Source organism: Xenorhabdus budapestensis, from assembly GCF_002632465.1.
In the GTDB taxonomy this organism is placed as follows: Bacteria; Pseudomonadota; Gammaproteobacteria; order Enterobacterales; family Enterobacteriaceae; genus Xenorhabdus; species Xenorhabdus budapestensis.
Genome location: NZ_NIBS01000013.1, coordinates 36,889 through 52,530, shown reverse-complemented (window position 1 = coordinate 52,530; position 15,642 = coordinate 36,889). Strand labels below are relative to the sequence as shown.

14 protein-coding genes are annotated in these 15,642 nt (G+C 46.1%); 1 reads left to right on the top strand and 13 read right to left on the bottom strand.

The window, feature by feature from the left end:
• Positions 1-22: 22 nt before the first annotated feature.
• Positions 23-571 carry a secA translation cis-regulator SecM gene (gene secM / locus Xbud_RS12400; protein ID WP_099136352.1) on the bottom strand — a complete coding sequence of 183 codons (549 nt, stop codon included), beginning with the start codon at positions 569-571 and terminating at the stop codon, positions 23-25.
• Positions 572-607: 36 nt separating this feature from the next.
• On the opposite strand from secM, the gene Xbud_RS12395 reads away from it, so the two are divergent.
• Positions 608-1,159 (top strand): DUF721 domain-containing protein, encoded by a 552-nt coding sequence (locus Xbud_RS12395; protein ID WP_099136351.1) that lies wholly within the window; start codon positions 608-610, stop codon positions 1,157-1,159.
• Between the two features lie 117 nt (positions 1,160-1,276).
• Here Xbud_RS12395 and lpxC read toward each other — a convergent pair whose 3' ends face one another.
• The 12 genes from lpxC to murE form a co-directional block, all read right to left on the bottom strand.
• Entirely contained in the window at positions 1,277-2,197 is a 921-nt protein-coding gene (gene lpxC, locus Xbud_RS12390) for a UDP-3-O-acyl-N-acetylglucosamine deacetylase (protein WP_099136350.1), read from the bottom strand.
• A 99-nt stretch (positions 2,198-2,296) separates the two neighbouring features.
• Positions 2,297-3,460 (bottom strand): cell division protein FtsZ, encoded by a 1,164-nt coding sequence (gene ftsZ, locus Xbud_RS12385; RefSeq protein WP_099136349.1) that lies wholly within the window; start codon positions 3,458-3,460, stop codon positions 2,297-2,299.
• 66 nt (positions 3,461-3,526) lie between these two features.
• Entirely contained in the window at positions 3,527-4,783 is a 1,257-nt protein-coding gene (gene ftsA, locus Xbud_RS12380) for a cell division protein FtsA (protein WP_038269974.1), read from the bottom strand.
• A 35-nt stretch (positions 4,784-4,818) separates the two neighbouring features.
• Positions 4,819-5,625: a cell division protein FtsQ gene (ftsQ, locus tag Xbud_RS12375; RefSeq protein ID WP_099136348.1), complete on the bottom strand. Its 807-nt coding sequence runs from the start codon at positions 5,623-5,625 to the stop codon at positions 4,819-4,821.
• A gap of 1 nt (position 5,626) precedes the next feature.
• A complete protein-coding gene (locus Xbud_RS12370) occupies positions 5,627-6,547 on the bottom strand; it encodes a D-alanine--D-alanine ligase (protein WP_099136347.1) in 921 nt (306 codons plus the stop codon).
• Positions 6,540-8,015: a UDP-N-acetylmuramate--L-alanine ligase gene (murC, locus tag Xbud_RS12365; protein WP_099136346.1), complete on the bottom strand. Its 1,476-nt coding sequence runs from the start codon at positions 8,013-8,015 to the stop codon at positions 6,540-6,542. The genes Xbud_RS12370 and murC overlap by 8 nt, the downstream gene beginning before the upstream one ends.
• Positions 8,016-8,076: 61 nt before the next feature.
• Positions 8,077-9,162: an undecaprenyldiphospho-muramoylpentapeptide beta-N-acetylglucosaminyltransferase gene (gene murG / locus Xbud_RS12360; protein WP_099136345.1), complete on the bottom strand. Its 1,086-nt coding sequence runs from the start codon at positions 9,160-9,162 to the stop codon at positions 8,077-8,079.
• Positions 9,159-10,352 (bottom strand): cell division protein FtsW, encoded by a 1,194-nt coding sequence (ftsW, locus tag Xbud_RS12355; RefSeq protein ID WP_099136344.1) that lies wholly within the window; start codon positions 10,350-10,352, stop codon positions 9,159-9,161. The genes murG and ftsW overlap by 4 nt, the downstream gene beginning before the upstream one ends.
• Positions 10,352-11,677 carry a UDP-N-acetylmuramoyl-L-alanine--D-glutamate ligase gene (gene murD, locus Xbud_RS12350; RefSeq protein WP_099136343.1) on the bottom strand — a complete coding sequence of 442 codons (1,326 nt, stop codon included), beginning with the start codon at positions 11,675-11,677 and terminating at the stop codon, positions 10,352-10,354. The genes ftsW and murD overlap by 1 nt, the downstream gene beginning before the upstream one ends.
• Before the next feature lie 2 nt (positions 11,678-11,679).
• On the bottom strand, positions 11,680-12,762 hold the full coding sequence (gene mraY / locus Xbud_RS12345) for a phospho-N-acetylmuramoyl-pentapeptide-transferase (RefSeq protein WP_099136342.1): 1,083 nt from the start codon (positions 12,760-12,762) through the stop codon (positions 11,680-11,682).
• Complete coding sequence (murF, locus tag Xbud_RS12340) at positions 12,756-14,138, bottom strand: UDP-N-acetylmuramoyl-tripeptide--D-alanyl-D-alanine ligase (protein WP_099136341.1); 1,383 nt, start codon at positions 14,136-14,138, stop codon at positions 12,756-12,758. Before murF ends, mraY begins: the two co-directional genes overlap by 7 nt.
• Positions 14,135-15,622 carry a UDP-N-acetylmuramoyl-L-alanyl-D-glutamate--2,6-diaminopimelate ligase gene (murE, locus tag Xbud_RS12335; RefSeq protein ID WP_099136340.1) on the bottom strand — a complete coding sequence of 496 codons (1,488 nt, stop codon included), beginning with the start codon at positions 15,620-15,622 and terminating at the stop codon, positions 14,135-14,137. Before murE ends, murF begins: the two co-directional genes overlap by 4 nt.
• Positions 15,623-15,642: the final 20 nt, after the last annotated feature.

Genomic DNA, 15,642 nt, shown 5'->3' with positions numbered 1-15,642 from the left:
GACTGCCCTATTCATTTAGGCATCAGGCAATCGCATTAAGATAAAGACTATGGTTAGCCACAGGCCCAGCCCGAATACCTTGAATTTGAGCAACCCAAAGTGCTGGTGTATGGATGTCAGGAGAGATTGCCGCCAAAACTGCAACATCAACCGCAGATTCAAATCGGATTGGTGCTTGTATCAGCATAGCATGTAACGTATCCAGCATTAGCTGTTGCATGAATGGCATGGCAATTCGGATACTTTCTTTTGCTTCTTCGTGCCTGACAGGTTCAGTAATAGAAAAAGCAAAAGAAAGTCGACGAATAACATTGCGAACAGTATGTTGCTGCCAATAATTTAAGTAATTAGAAGGTTGACGCCAAGAATTTTGTAATTGAAACAAATGTTCAAATGAAGAAAGCACCTGATTGTGTTTTCTCTGAGCAGATGAAGTATTCGTATGGAGAATATTTTCTGTCACACTTGCCAGAGCAGGAGGCACACCAATTCCTGTGGCGACCATGCCCAGTAAAAGGCGAGACCAAAAATAACGCCTACCAAATTGTCGCCAAAGATTTAAAATACTCATTATCCCTTCATTAATAAATACGGAACCATCTTCATTATGCGAGATAGCCGCCCACAATCACTAGAAACGTTGTTGTCTGAACCATTGTTTGAAAATGCAGCAACGGCTGGCAAAAGCCCACTTCAAACCATTCAACGGCATGCCATTGCATTACTGAAACTCAATCGTACCGTCCTCAGTTTGCTTCCGGTACAACTACGTCCCCGGTGCCGGGTCGCAAATTATCGTAAACAAATTCTGGTACTGGAAGCAGGTAATGCCAGTTGGAAAACCAGACTTTACTATGAAATCCCTATCTTACTCTCAGCCCTAAGATGCGAAATTCTACCATCTTTATCCTCTATCGACATCAGGATTAATCCATCATTAATGGTTAAAAGTCGTAATAATGGACAGAATGTCGAAAAAATTTCAGCAAAAAAACTTAATAATGATAATCGGGATTTACCAATACGCCAGTTAAGCCATGAAAGTGCAGAAACATTGAAGATATTGGCTGAACACTGCCCTGAAAAATTGAAAAGGAAATTGGAACGATTGGCTGCGCTGGCCGGAGAGAGTACCAGTACAGCCAAGATGAAGGACTAGCGCTGAATAAAAAACATCAGCGAGAGAAGTGTAATAGATAACATAACCCACTGATGAATCATAAGAATATTCTCAATACATGTTTTATCAATAACGTCTGTATTAATAACATTTGTATTAATATGCCAACACTGTAGATGGAGCACGGAAAGCCAACGGCATTTCAGTTTCATCTTCAAATGTGACAAATTCCCAAGCACTTTCTTGTGCCAGAACTGCTTGCAGCAATTTATTGTTCAATGCATGACCTGATTTAAACGCAGTAAATGCGCCGATGATGTTATAACCACACATAAATAAATCACCGATGGCATCCAACATCTTATGTCGGACAAACTCATCTTCAAAACGCAAGCCATCTTCATTGAGTATGCGGTAGTCATCTACCACAATTGCGCAATCAAAGCTGCCACCTAAGCACAAGCCCTGAGATTGCAGATACTCAATGTCACGCATAAATCCAAAAGTACGCGCACGACTAATCTGACGAACAAAAGAGTCCGCAGAGAAATCCAGACTATAACGCTGAGAGCTGGAGTCAATAGCGGGATGTTTAAAATCAATGGTAAAATCCAGACTAAAACCGTGATATGGTGCTAATTCAGCCCATTTATCACCATCTTCCACGCGTACTGTATCTTTCATGCGCACAAATTTTTTCGCAACGCTCAGCTCTTCAATACCTGCATCCAACAACAGGAAAACAAATGGGCTGGCACTACCATCCATAATTGGAATTTCTGGTGCATCAACTTCAATAATAATGTTATCGATACCCAGACCCGCCAATGCCGCATTCAAGTGCTCAACGGTTGAAATCCGCACATTCTGTTCATTTACCAGACAAGTGCAGAGCATAGTATCACGCACGGATTTGGCATCTGCCGGAAAATCTACCGGAGGATTCAAGTCAGTACGACGATAGATGACCCCGGTATTAGCCGGTGCTGGACGCATTGTCAATGTGACTTTTTTACCGGTGTGCAAACCGACCCCTGTCGCCTGAACAATACGCTTTAATGTCCTTTGTTTGATCATCGTTTATATCTCGCAATGTTACCGATCCTGCCAACCACTATAAAATATGATTGGCAGAATATTTTAGCACAAAAAGCGGAGAAACCAATTTTTTAGCTATCAATCAGCCTGCTTGCGCAAAAATGCCGGAATATCTAGATAATCAGGTTCCTTACTTGTTTGTGTATTTTGATCATTGACCACTTTTGCAGCCGGTTTATTCTCATCAGACAATGACGACATTCCACCAGGCATCTGCTGGTAACGACGATCCAATGTATTTGATTGAGATGATTTGTTGTTAGTCACCAGCGTAATTTCAGGACGTTTATCCATCCCAATACCAGTAGCCACAACAGTGACACGCAGCTCATCATTCATATCTGGATCCAGTGACGTACCGATAACCACTGTCGCATTGTCAGAAGCAAATGCACGGATGGTATTACCGACCGTTTCAAATTCATCCAGACGCAAATCAAAACCTGCTGTAATGTTGACCAGAACACCACGCGCTCCGGACAAATCAATATCTTCCAGCAATGGGCTGGAGATGGCCATTTCAGCCGCTTCTTCTGCTCGATCTTCACCTTGTGCAATACCTGAGCCCATCATGGCATAACCCATTTCAGACATCACGGTACGAACGTCAGCGAAGTCAACATTCATCAATCCGGGGCGGGTGATCAGTTCAGCGATACCCTGAACCGCACCTTTCAGTACGTCATTGGCTGCACCAAATGCATCCAACAAGGAGATACCACGCCCTAATACTTTCAGTAACTTGTCATTTGGAATGGTAATCAATGAGTCCACATGTTTGGACAGCTCAGTGATACCTTGTTCCGCGAAGGCCATACGTTTCTTGCCTTCAAAATTAAATGGCTTGGTAACAACAGCAACAGTCAAAATACCAAGTTCTTTGGCAATCTCAGCCACAACAGGAGCAGCACCAGTTCCTGTACCACCGCCCATACCGGCAGCGATAAACACCATGTCGGCTCCTTCCAGTGCAGTACGCAATGATTCGCGATCTTCTTCCGCCGCTGTACGACCGACTTCAGGGTTTGCACCAGCGCCTAATCCTTTTGTAATGCCGTTGCCAATCTGGATAGTCTGACCGACAGCTGTTTTGCGCAATGCTTGAGCATCAGTGTTAACCGCAAAGAAGTCTACACCTTCAATACGCTCACGCACCATATGCTCAACAGCATTACCGCCGCCACCGCCGACGCCGATGACTTTAATCACCGCGTCATTGGTTAATTCCAGTGGTTCAAACATAATTTCTCTCCGTTTTGTGCCTTTATGTCGAGGCCAGCATCATTTTCACGGCCTCTGTATAAAAAATCAAAATTCTTTTCTCAGCCAGCTACTGACTTTTTTGAACCAGCCGCCTACTGACGTTCTTTTATCAGCATCAGAATCTCCGCCAAGGTGAGATTCTTTGCCATAATGCAGAAGCCCGACTGCTGTTGAGTAGCAAGGCTCCTGCACATAATCTGTCAAGCCGGTAATGTTCAGAGGACGACCAATACGTACTTGAGTATGGAATACCCGTTGAGCACATTCGGCCAATCCATCTATTTGAGCACCCCCGCCTGTTAAAACGATACCTGCGGCCAGATGATGTTTTACTCCCTGCTGACGCAACTGCTCCTGCAATCGCAAAATTTCATCATTAACTAAATTCAGCAGTTCGGTATAACGTGGCTCAATAACCTCAGCCAATGTCTGGCGTTGCAAACTACGGGGAGGACGCCCTCCCACACTTGGGACTTCGACGCTTTCATCCTTGCTGACTATCGAACCTAACGCGCAACCATGGCGCACCTTGATGGTTTCAGCATCACTCGGAGGTGTACCAAATGCATAGGCAATATCACTGGTAACAACATTTCCTGCATATGGGATCACTTTGGTATGACGCAATGCACCGCCAGTATATACAGCGATATCCATCGTTCCGCCGCCGATATCAACGACACATACACCTAATTCACGTTCATCTTCTGTCAAAACAGCATAACTTGCTGCTAATCCTGCAAAAATAAGCTGGTCAACTTTCAAGCCACAACGCTCAACAGCTTTTACAATGTTTTTCGCCATGTCGTTATGACAGGTAATCAAATGAACTTTGGCCTGCATCCGCACGCCAGAAAGCCCAACTGGGTTTTTGATCCCTTCCTGATAATCGATAGCGTATTCCTGTGGGATTACATGCAAAATACGGTGTTCATCGCGAACACGAACCGATTTGGCGGTATGGACTACACTGTCCACATCATCCTGTGTCACTTCTTCTTCTGAAATTGGCACCATACCAATCTCATTCTGACAACTAATATGCTTGCCAGATAGCGCCAGATAAACTGAAGATATTTGGCAATCTGCCATTAATTCAGCCTGGTCAATCGCACGCTGAACGCACTTAACGACTGACTCAAGATCATTGACACCACCTTTATCCATGCCGCGGGATGGACAACTTCCCACTCCGATAATATTAACCATACCATCGGGCAGAATTTCACCAACCAGGGCAGATACCTTTGCTGTCCCGATTTCAAGGCCAACTACTAATTTTCTGTCCGTTGATTTGATCATCGTTATTCTGCCTGTCTCTGTATTATTGCCAGTCACTATTTATTTTCTTGCCCGTTCATTAAAGCTGGCGCATCAGTTAATAAAGGAGCCCAACCTACCGCAGCACCACTGTCATAACGTAAGTCCACATAGGCCACACGTTTTCCCGTGTTTTTCTGCAACACAGGATAAAGTTCAATAAAACGTTGAATTCGTTCTTCCTGATCTTTATTGCCTAATTCCAACCGGATATCATTATCCAGTACCAGTTGCCAGGAATTACGCGCCGTCATGATCACTGCTTTCAATTTCATTTTATGTGCAGCAAGCTGTACAGCCATTGTGCGATATTCTGCCAATACGACTTTTTCTTTGCCTTCCGGGCCATAAAGCATGGGATAACGTCCCCCGGAACTACGCTCAATAGGTAAACTGAACACTCTTCCTTCTGCATCCAGCATGCGAGTATCATTCCAACGCACATAAGGCACGTATTCTACCAGATGAATTTTCAGTTCATCAGGCCATTGTTTACGTACAGTGACTTGCCGAATCCATGGTAGTTGCTCTATCTGTTCCTGAATGACATTCACATCCTGTGTCATAAATGTCTCAGGCGTTCCCAGTGACAGAATGGCCTGTCTGACATCATCATTCGTGGTGTAATGCCGCTCACCGGTTAACACCAATTTTGAAAGTGGCAGCCTGTCTGAATCCTTCATCCACTCTAATGTCATCCAGCTTCCCCATGTGATAGTGCCAACCACTATCAAGAAGAAGAGGATCCCAGTCAGATAATAACCATTACTGGGGCGGGAGCTTCTAACTTCAATCTCCCGCGTATTCCGGGCAGCCTGTGACATATCAATCGGCCAGCTCCAGAATTCTCGCTACTAACTGTGAAAAATTTAAGCCTGCCTGACGTGCAGCAATGGGCACTAGGCTATGACTCGTCATACCTGGAGAAGTGTTCACTTCTAATAAATAAAAATTACCATTGCCATCATCCATAATATCAACCCGTCCCCAACCACAGCAGCCAAGCACCTTATAGGCTTTTGATGCGATATCAGCCAACTCCTGCTCTTTTTCTGCGCTCAAGCCACTTGGACAGAAATATTTCGTTTCGTTGGAAACATATTTAGCCTCATAGTCATAAAATACTTCTGGTGCCTGAATCCGAATGGAGGGAAGAATCTCATCACCAAGAAATGCCACTGTATACTCAGGGCCAAATAGCCACGTCTCAACCAGTACATCTGCGTCATATTGGAACGCCAGTTCCAATGCACCACGCAGTTCTGAATAGTCATTCACTTTGGTCATGCCGACACTGGAACCTTCCAGATTTGGCTTCACCATGAGCGGCAGCCCTAATTCTTGAACATATTCTTTGAGTCGAAAATCATTAAGTTGTTCAAATTTTTGCGAGTTAATCACGACATAAGGAGGAACAGGCAAATTAACTGCCTGCCATAGTTGTTTTGTGCGCAATTTATCCATTGATAAGGCGGATGCCATTACACCGCTACCGGTATAGGGGATCTGCAAAAATTCCAGTACACCTTGCAATGTACCATCTTCTCCACCACGCCCATGCAGAGCAATAAAGACTTTGCTGAACCCTTCTTCTTTGAGTTTAGTCACATCAAAGTATTTTGTATCGACTGGGTGTGCATTAATGCCTGCTTCTCTCAACCCAGCCAGAACAGCTTGCCCCGATTGCAGTGAAACTTCACGCTCAGCGGAAGTTCCTCCCAATAGAACAGCAACCTTATCAACCATGATGTCCTCCCTCATTAAAAGATGGCTGTAGTTTTGTTTCAGCCAAATTGCGCGCTATTTTACCGATATTTCCGGCACCCTGTACTAATACTAAGTCGTTGTTTTCCATTATTTGTGACAACATGACCGAAATTTGTTCCGGTTCTGACACGAATATAGGGTCTAACTTCCCTCGACTTCTGATAGTACGGCACAAGGAACGACTGTCCGCCCCTGGAATCGACGTTTCTCCTGCCGAATACACATCCAGCATTAATAAAACATCAACCTGATTTAAAACATTGGCAAAATCATCATATAGATCACGCGTCCTCGTATAGCGATGAGGCTGGAATACCATGACAACACGTTTATCTGGCCAACCTGCTCGTGCCGCTTTAATCGTGGCATCGACTTCGGTCGGGTGATGGCCATAATCATCCACCAACATCACACCGCCTTCTTTGCCATTAATATTCCTGAGGGAAAATTCTCCAAGAAAATCAAAACGACGACCGGTTCCCTGAAATTCAGCCAGTGATGCCAGAATAGCGGTATCATCAATTCCTTCTTCAGTCGCAACAGCAACCGCAGCAGCGGCATTCAATGCGTTATGCCGCCCAGGCGCATTCAGAATTACATGAAGTTCAGGCAAATTCTCACGGCTGATAGTGAAAAAGCCCTGAGCACCTTTTTGTTCATAATGGGTAATACGAACATCAGCCTCTTTGCTGAAGCCATAAGTCGTGACATAACGCCCGATGCGGGGAATTAACTCCTTCACAACCGGATCATCAATACACATCACCGCGCGACCGTAAAACGGCAAGTTATGCAGGAAGTTGACAAATGTTTGCTTCAGGTTTTCAAAATCACCCTGATAGGTATCCATATGATCCGGCTCAATATTAGTCACAACGGCCATCATAGGCTGTAAATGCAGGAAAGAAGCATCGCTTTCATCCGCTTCTGCAATCAGGTAACGGCTAGTACCGAGACGAGCATGAGTCCCCGCTGCTTTGACTAATCCACCATTGACAAATGTAGGATCAAGGCCAGCCTGAGCATAGATACCTGCAATCATCGCCGTTGTCGTGGTTTTGCCATGTGTTCCTGCAATCGCAATCCCATGTCGATAACGCATCAGCTCTGCCAACATTTCTGCACGACGGATAACCGGAATGCGTGCTTCACGGGCAGCAATAATTTCCGGGTTGTCAGCAGGAATTGCGGTGGATGCAACAACGACACTGGCATTACGCACATTTTCCGCACGGTGATTAAAATAAATGGTTGCTCCCAGAGCAATCAGCTGTTGTGTAACAGGATTGGGAGCCAGATCAGAACCACTTATTTGGTAACCTTCATTAGCCAACACCTCGGCGATACCACCCATGCCAGCACCACCGATGCCAACAAAGTGGATATGCCTGACTTTTCTCATTTCAGGCACTGAAGCTCTTAGTTTCGCCAACTGTTGTATATTCACGTTTTAATCTTCACTCGTTATGTTTACATCACTGTTCTACTGTTATTCGGAACACATAGAACTATTTAGAACGGCCTGAATATTTTTCGGCAGTATCAATTAATGCCGCAGCCACTTGTTCAGTTGCATTAATAATGGCAACAGAACGGGCTTTTTCCGCCATTTCCTGCAATTGCGGGCGCTGCCATTGTTTCAGCAATTCCACCACAGCATCAGCCGTAAATTGAGGTTGTTCGAGTATCTTTGCCGCCCCTGCTTTCTCCAGTGGTAAGGCATTCCAGTATTGCTGACAATCTTTATGCTGGAATGGCACAAAAATCGCGGGTAATCCTGCTGCTGACACTTCACTGACGGTCAATGCACCGGAACGACATACTACGATATCGGCCCACGCATAAGCCTGTGCTATATCATCAATAAACTCAGCCACTTTGAATTCAGCGTTGACTGCGTCCGCATATTTTTTCTGCGTCTCTTCTTGCGCACCTTTTCCGGCCTGATGCCATATAATAATGCTGTCTCCCATGCGGGCGGCCACTTCCGGCATAGTCTGGTTTAGGATCCTCGCCCCCTGACTCCCCCCAACAACTAACATGCGGACAGGCCCTTGTCTGCCTGCAAAGCGCTCTTCCGGCACAGGTAATGCCAATACGTCTTTACGCACCGGATTACCAACCACAGGTGCTTCAGGAAATGCTCCCGGAAATGCTTGTAAGACTGTTTTCGCAATCTTCGCCAGCCAACGGTTAGTTAATCCGGCAATACCATTTTGCTCATGCAGAACAACCGGAATACCGCACAACCACGCTGCAATGCCGCCCGGTCCCGAAACATATCCGCCCATTCCCAGCACCACGTCCGGTTGATAGCGTTGGAGAATTGCTTTAGCCTGCCGGATCGCCTTAAAAATTCTGACAGGGGCGGCAAGCAGCGCTTTTATCCCTTTACCCCGCAATCCCGAAATCTGGATAAATTCAATATCTATGCCATGTTTCGGAACTAAATCAGCCTCCATACGATCAGCCGTTCCTAACCAGCAAATATCCCAGCCCTGTTCTTTTAAATAATGGGCAACCGCCAATCCCGGAAACACATGGCCTCCAGTACCACCTGCCATTACCATTAACCGCCGGTTTTTGCCACTCATTTAGGGCTCCTTACGAACGCCTGTGCTTTTGCCAGACGCACTTCATAGTCAATTCGCAATAATAAAACGATGGCTGTTGACATCACGATCAAACTCGAACCACCGTAACTGATAAGGGGTAATGTCAGCCCTTTCGTCGGCAACATTCCAGAGGCAGCGCCGACATTGATAAATGCCTGAAAGCTGAACCAGATACCAATGGCACATGCCAGAAAACCGGCAAAACGCTGATCAAGCTGTAATGCCCGGCGACCAATCATCATTGCGCGGAAAGCGACGAAGAATACCATTGCCAACACTAAAACCACACCCAAATAACCTAATTCTTCTCCTAAAATAGAGAAAATAAAGTCAGTATGGGCTTCCGGCAGGTATTCCAGCTTCTGAACAGAGTTCCCTAGCCCTTGCCCAAGAAAATCTCCACGACCAAATGCCATCAGGGATTGCGTGAGCTGGTAACCGCTACCGAAGGGATCATCCCACGGGTTCAGGAAAGAGGTCACCCGGCGCACTCGGTATGGTTCAGCCACAATCAACACGGCTACAGCAAAGATCCCGCAGCCAATGATGGCAAGGAATTGCCATAATTTTGCCCCCGCCAGAAATAGCAGAGCCAATGTTGTCACAAACAGCACTACCACTGTTCCCAGATCAGGCTGTGCCAACAGTAAGATAGCCAGCGCAATCATGACCCCCATTGGTTTACAGAACCCCCAGAAGTTGTTTCTCACCTCTTCCACTTTTCTCACCAAATAACTGGAGAGATAACAAAAGAGCGATAACTTCGACAATTCCGCCGGCTGAATACGCAGGGGGCCAATCGCTACCCAACGTGATGCTCCATTAACTGAGCTGCCAACAAACAGCACCAGGATCAACATCATGATCGTGACCAATAACATGACGTTGCTGTAACGTTGCCAAAACTCCATCGGAATGCGTAGTGTGATAAGTGACAAACTAAACGACAGAATCAGATAAATTGCATCGCGACGTGCAAAGATAAATGGATCTTGTGCAAGGCGTTGACCAACCGGCATTGAGGCGGATGTTACCATCACAAAACCAATCACGGCTAACCCAAATATCATCCAGACCAGGGTACGATCATACATGACGATATCTGTGGGATCTGTCTCCACATTATCCGTCAGCCAATTTTTAAATTTACCAAGGCCTGGAATGGTCATTAGCCTAGCTCCTCCGCCAAACGGGCAAATTCACACCCCCGATGTTCAAAACCATGAAACTGATCAAGACTCGCACAAGCCGGTGACAATAACACCATGTCTCCGGCAATCAATTTCGGTGCAATTTCCCGCATCGCCTGTTCCATCGTATCCGTCAATCTGGAAATTTCCGGGTGCAATTGTGCCAACTGATTGCCATCACGACCAAAACAGTAAAGACGAATGTTATTCCCCAATATATAAGGTCTGAGCGGCGTGAAATCTGCCTCTTTTCCGTCTCCACCCACTAAAAGATAAAGTGTACCTTCCAGGGTCAGGCCACTCAGAGCAGCCTGAGTACTACCTACATTTGTTGCTTTAGAGTCGTTTACCCAACGAACACCATTTCTCATGTGTACTACCTGAAAACGATGTGCCAACCCCTGATATGTTCGCAGTGCCCGCAAGCTCGCCTCACGAGGTATACCTACAGCGTCCGCCAGTGCTAATGCTGCAAGTCCGTTGGTGTAGTTATGTTGCCCGGTCAGACACATCTCTTGTGTGGACAACAGTGGTTGTTGGTTGACGATCAATTGCTGACGTTCACTATCAAGTTGATAATCACCATGGCCTACCCCAAAACTGATACAACGGCTATCTTTACTTGCCATTGGCAGGGTCAGCTCATCTTGTGCATTCACTACACATACTTTTGCCTGATCATAGATACGCAGTTTTGCAGCACTGTATTGTGCCAACCCTTCAGGGTAACGAACCATATGGTCTTCAGTGACATTCAACACTGTCGCTGCGGCTGCCCACAGGCTGTAAGTCGTCTCAAGCTGAAAACTGGAAAGCTCCAGCACATATAACTGGCACGATGACTGTTTAAACGATGGCTTCAACAGATCTAAAGCCGGGATGCCGATGTTACCACCTACCCCAACTTGCCATCCCGCTTCTTTTGCCATCTCACCAACCAGACTGGTCACTGTGCTTTTGCCATTTGAACCGGTAATAGCCACAATTGGTGCTGTTGCTTCACGACAAAACAGTTCAATATCTCCGACAATTTCAACCCCGGCGTCAGCCGCTGCCCGCAATTCAGGTGTTGCCAGTGCAATACCCGGGCTGGAGACAATTAAGTCAGCTTCCATCAACCATTGTGTATTGAAACTGCCTGTATGACATTCAACGTTATCAGCTAACTTATCAATTCCCGGCGGCACGCTACGGGTATCTATCACACGTGGAATCACACCGCGTGCTATGAAAAAATCGACACAAGAGAGGCCAGTTAAGCCCAATCCAACAATGACGATTTTTTTGCCCATATAGCTAGTCATGATTAACGTACCTTTAATGTTGCCAGACCAATCAGCACCAGCATCAAAGAAATAATCCAAAAACGCACAATAACCCGCGGTTCTGGCCAGCCTTTCAGTTCATAGTGGTGATGAATAGGTGCCATACGGAAAATACGTTGTCCTCGTAACTTGAACGAACCAACTTGCAAAATGACAGACAGAGTTTCCACAACGAATACTCCGCCCATAATGACCAGCAGGAATTCCTGACGCAGTAATACCGCAATAGTTCCCAGTGCCCCGCCCAAAGCCAATGAGCCAACATCTCCCATAAATACTTGTGCCGGATAAGTGTTAAACCACAAGAAACCCAGCCCTGCTCCGACAATCGAAGTACAAACAATCACCAGTTCACCTGCACGGCTTAAATATGGAATGTGCAGATAGTTAGCGAAATTAACATTACCTGTCGCCCACGCCACCAATGCAAAGCCGGCTGCTACAAGCACTGTTGGCATAATTGCCAATCCATCCAGACCATCCGTCAGGTTAACGGCATTACTGGTGCCTACAATCACAAAATAAGTCAGCAGGATATACAGCAGACCAAGCTGCGGCATCACCTCTTTGAAAAATGGCACAACCAGTTGTGTCGCTGGTGTATCTTTACCAATGCTGTACATTGTAAATGCTACGCCAAGTGCCAATACGGACTGCCAGAAATATTTCCAGCGGGCAATCAGCCCCTTGGTATCTTTACGAACAACTTTTCGATAATCATCAACGAATCCTACGATGCCATAACCCAGCAGAACGACCAGTACACACCAAACGTAAAGATTATCCAGACGCGCCCATAACAGAACAGAAATGGTAATGGAGAACAGGATCAACAACCCGCCCATAGTTGGTGTTCCGCGCTTACTAAAATGAGATTCCGGCCCGTCATTGCGCACAACCTGACCAATCTGTAATTTTTGCAGGTAAGCAATTAAAGTTGGCCCCATCCACAGTGCAATAAACAATGCAGTCAGCAAGCCGACAATGGCTCTGAACGTCAGATAGGAAAAGACGTTAAAACCGGTGTAATATTTAACCAGATATTCGGCTAGCCAAACTAACATTGGAAGTTCTCCTTCAATGAGTTCACTACCTCTTCCATTTTGGTACTGCGTGAACCTTTAATTAATACAGAAATCGTTTCGTGTTTTTTCAGTAAAGGAAGCAGTGCTGCAACTAATTCAGCCTTGTTTGCAAAATGCTGCCCCCGACCACTTGTATCAGAGATATGCACACTTAAAGGTCCGACGCTAATTAGTTGATCGATGTTTGTAGATGCTATGGCTTCACCAACCTGACGGTGACACTCAACCGCCTGTTCTCCCAATTCACCCATATCGCTGACAACCATCACTCGATAGCCCGGCATCCGGGATAACACTTGCGCTGCGGCAATCATGGAACCCGGATTGGCGTTATAGGTGTCATCCAGTACCATTTTTCCCTCGGCTAAATAAACAGGGAATAAACGTCCCGGGACAGCTTTCAGCTCCATTAGGCCAGCGTAAATATCATCAAGGGAGGCGCCCACTGAAATTGCCAGCGCACTGGCGGCTAACACATTGGCAATATTATGTTTGCCGGGTAGCGGTAACATGACGTTACGACTTCCAATTGGTGTATGCAGGCAAAAATGTGTTTCCAACAACTGCTCTTGAATATCTGTCGCGTAAAAATCAGCTTCTGCTGTCGGGGTAATAGAAAAACGCCATACTGTCTGTTGCTCACTGATATCCTGCTGCCAGTTATGCCAGTCATTGCTCTCCAGATTGATAATGGCGGTTCCTGTTGGTGAAAGCCCTACAAAAATTTCACCTTTTGCTTTTGCAACTCCCGCCAACGAGCCAAATCCTTCCAGATGAGCAGAAAACAGGTTATTTACCAGTGCACTTTCAGGACATACCATTTCAGTGGCATAAGCAATTTCACCAATGTGGTTAGCGCCCAATTCAATCACAGCAAACTGATGTTCCTGTGTGAGTCTGAACAGGGTTAATGGCACACCGATATCGTTATTGAAATTCCCCGCGGTATACAGCGTATTACCACATTGACGCAAGATCGCTGCGGTCATCTCTTTCACTGATGTTTTGCCAGAAGAACCGGTCAATGCAACAACTCGCGCATTACTTTGCTGTCGAACCCAGCTTGCCAGTTTGCCCATTGCCAAACGGGTGTCCCGCACGATCACTTGAGGACAATCAACCTCAAGAGGCCGGCTAACCAATAATGCTCCTGCTCCCCGTTTCGCAACATCAGTCGCGAAGTTATGGGCATCAAAATTTTTCCCTTTTAAAGCAATGAACAGATCACCATGAGCTATTTTGCGGCTATCAGTTTCTACAGATTGAATCTGAGCTGTAGCAGCCTGCTGTTCGGAAATGCAATGTAACGTTCCTTCTGTAATTTGTGCCAGTTGCTGTAGTGTCAATGAGATCATGCGGTCACCCCCAATAGGCGCGCAACCGTCAGGCGATCTGAATAATCCAGCCGACGATTACCCACTAATTGGTAATCCTCATGGCCTTTACCTGCTACCAGCACAACATCTTCCTCATCCGCCTGCATGATGGCACTGGTGACAGCCTCAACACGCCCATGAATAACCATTACACTTCCCGGGTTGATGAAACCTGTCAAAATATCCGCAACAATGGACTGAGGTTCTTCACTACGAGGATTATCATCAGTAACAACAACTCGGTCAGCCTCTTGTTCCGCAACACCTCCCATCAGTGGACGTTTGCCTTTATCGCGATCCCCCCCACAACCAAATACACACCAAAGCTGCCCCTTACAATGCAGCCGTGCAGCAGCCAGTGCTTTTTCCAATGCATCCGGCGTGTGAGCATAATCTACGACAACCGTAGGGTGACCTGATGCCGAAAAGACCTCCATACGTCCACAGACTGGCATCAGACAAGATGCCGTCTTCAACAATTTTTCCAATGGATATTGCAGTGATAATAGTGTTGCAAGCGCCAATAGCAGGTTGCTGACATTAAAGGCCCCCATCAGAGGACTCTCGATAGTTCCTGCTCCCCAGCTAGAGGTAAATGTAATGGAAGCACCTTTATCGTGATAACAAATTTCCTCCGCTGATAACCAACGCCCCTGCCAACTTTCCGGCAAACGATTTTCCATCGTGACAGCAACAGCTTCTGGCAGATAAGAGAGCCATTTCAGCCCAACCTCATCATCGGCATTAATAATCTTCTGTTTGACATCATGGTTACTGAACAACAACCATTTGGCTTCTTCGTAATTTTTCATGTCACCGTGATAGTCAAGATGATCACGGCTTAAGTTAGTGAAAACAACAGCCTGAAAAGGTAATGCAGCTACTCGCCCTTGAACCAGGCCGTGTGAAGAAACTTCCATTGCTGCAAAAGTCGCTTGCTGATTGACGAGCTGTTGTAAATCAAGCTGAATATCAACGGCGGAGCCTGTGGTATTTTCACTGGGAACTGTCGTACCTAGCAGGCCATTCCCTACCGTGCCCATTACCGCACTGGTTTCTCCTAGAGCCTGACTCCACTGCGCCAATAATTGCGTTGTCGTGGTTTTACCGTTGGTTCCCGTCACACCTACCAGTTTTAATTTATTACCCGGATGTTGATAAAATTCACCTGCCAATTTCGACAGTTTATTATTTAAATCATCAAAATAGATAACCGGAACACCGTGCATTTCCTGAATGGTGCCGTTATCCGCTTTTCCCTTCGCTTCAGCGATCACCACAGCGACCCCTTGAGCGATGGCTTGAGGAATGTATTTTCGACCATCTGTCTGATGCCCTTTAACCGCAACAAACAGATCTCCGGCAGCCACTTTGCGGCTGTCCAATGTCATTTCTCGCAGCGGAAGCTCAGGAGCATCAACTCCCCAAAGAGCCAATAAATCGCGTAAATTACGATCTTCCACTTTTATCCTCTTTATTTATT

Bases quoted from the DNA above. Each gene is read 5' to 3' on its own strand.
- secM (WP_099136352.1), bottom strand. From the start codon at position 571: ATGAGTATTTTAAATCTTTGGCGACAATTTGGTAGGCGTTATTTTTGG.
- ftsQ (WP_099136348.1), bottom strand. From the start codon at position 5,625: ATGTCACAGGCTGCCCGGAATACGCGGGAGATTGAAGTTAGAAGCTCC.
- lpxC (WP_099136350.1), bottom strand. From the start codon at position 2,197: ATGATCAAACAAAGGACATTAAAGCGTATTGTTCAGGCGACAGGGGTC.
- murF (WP_099136341.1), bottom strand. From the start codon at position 14,138: ATGATCTCATTGACACTACAGCAACTGGCACAAATTACAGAAGGAACG.
- ftsW (WP_099136344.1), bottom strand. From the start codon at position 10,352: ATGACCATTCCAGGCCTTGGTAAATTTAAAAATTGGCTGACGGATAAT.
- murD (WP_099136343.1), bottom strand. From the start codon at position 11,677: ATGACTAGCTATATGGGCAAAAAAATCGTCATTGTTGGATTGGGCTTA.
- Xbud_RS12370 (WP_099136347.1), bottom strand. From the start codon at position 6,547: ATGGTTGATAAGGTTGCTGTTCTATTGGGAGGAACTTCCGCTGAGCGT.
- ftsA (WP_038269974.1), bottom strand. From the start codon at position 4,783: ATGATCAAATCAACGGACAGAAAATTAGTAGTTGGCCTTGAAATCGGG.
- Xbud_RS12395 (WP_099136351.1), top strand. From the start codon at position 608: ATGCGAGATAGCCGCCCACAATCACTAGAAACGTTGTTGTCTGAACCA.
- ftsZ (WP_099136349.1), bottom strand. From the start codon at position 3,460: ATGTTTGAACCACTGGAATTAACCAATGACGCGGTGATTAAAGTCATC.
- mraY (WP_099136342.1), bottom strand. From the start codon at position 12,762: ATGTTAGTTTGGCTAGCCGAATATCTGGTTAAATATTACACCGGTTTT.
- murG (WP_099136345.1), bottom strand. From the start codon at position 9,162: ATGAGTGGCAAAAACCGGCGGTTAATGGTAATGGCAGGTGGTACTGGA.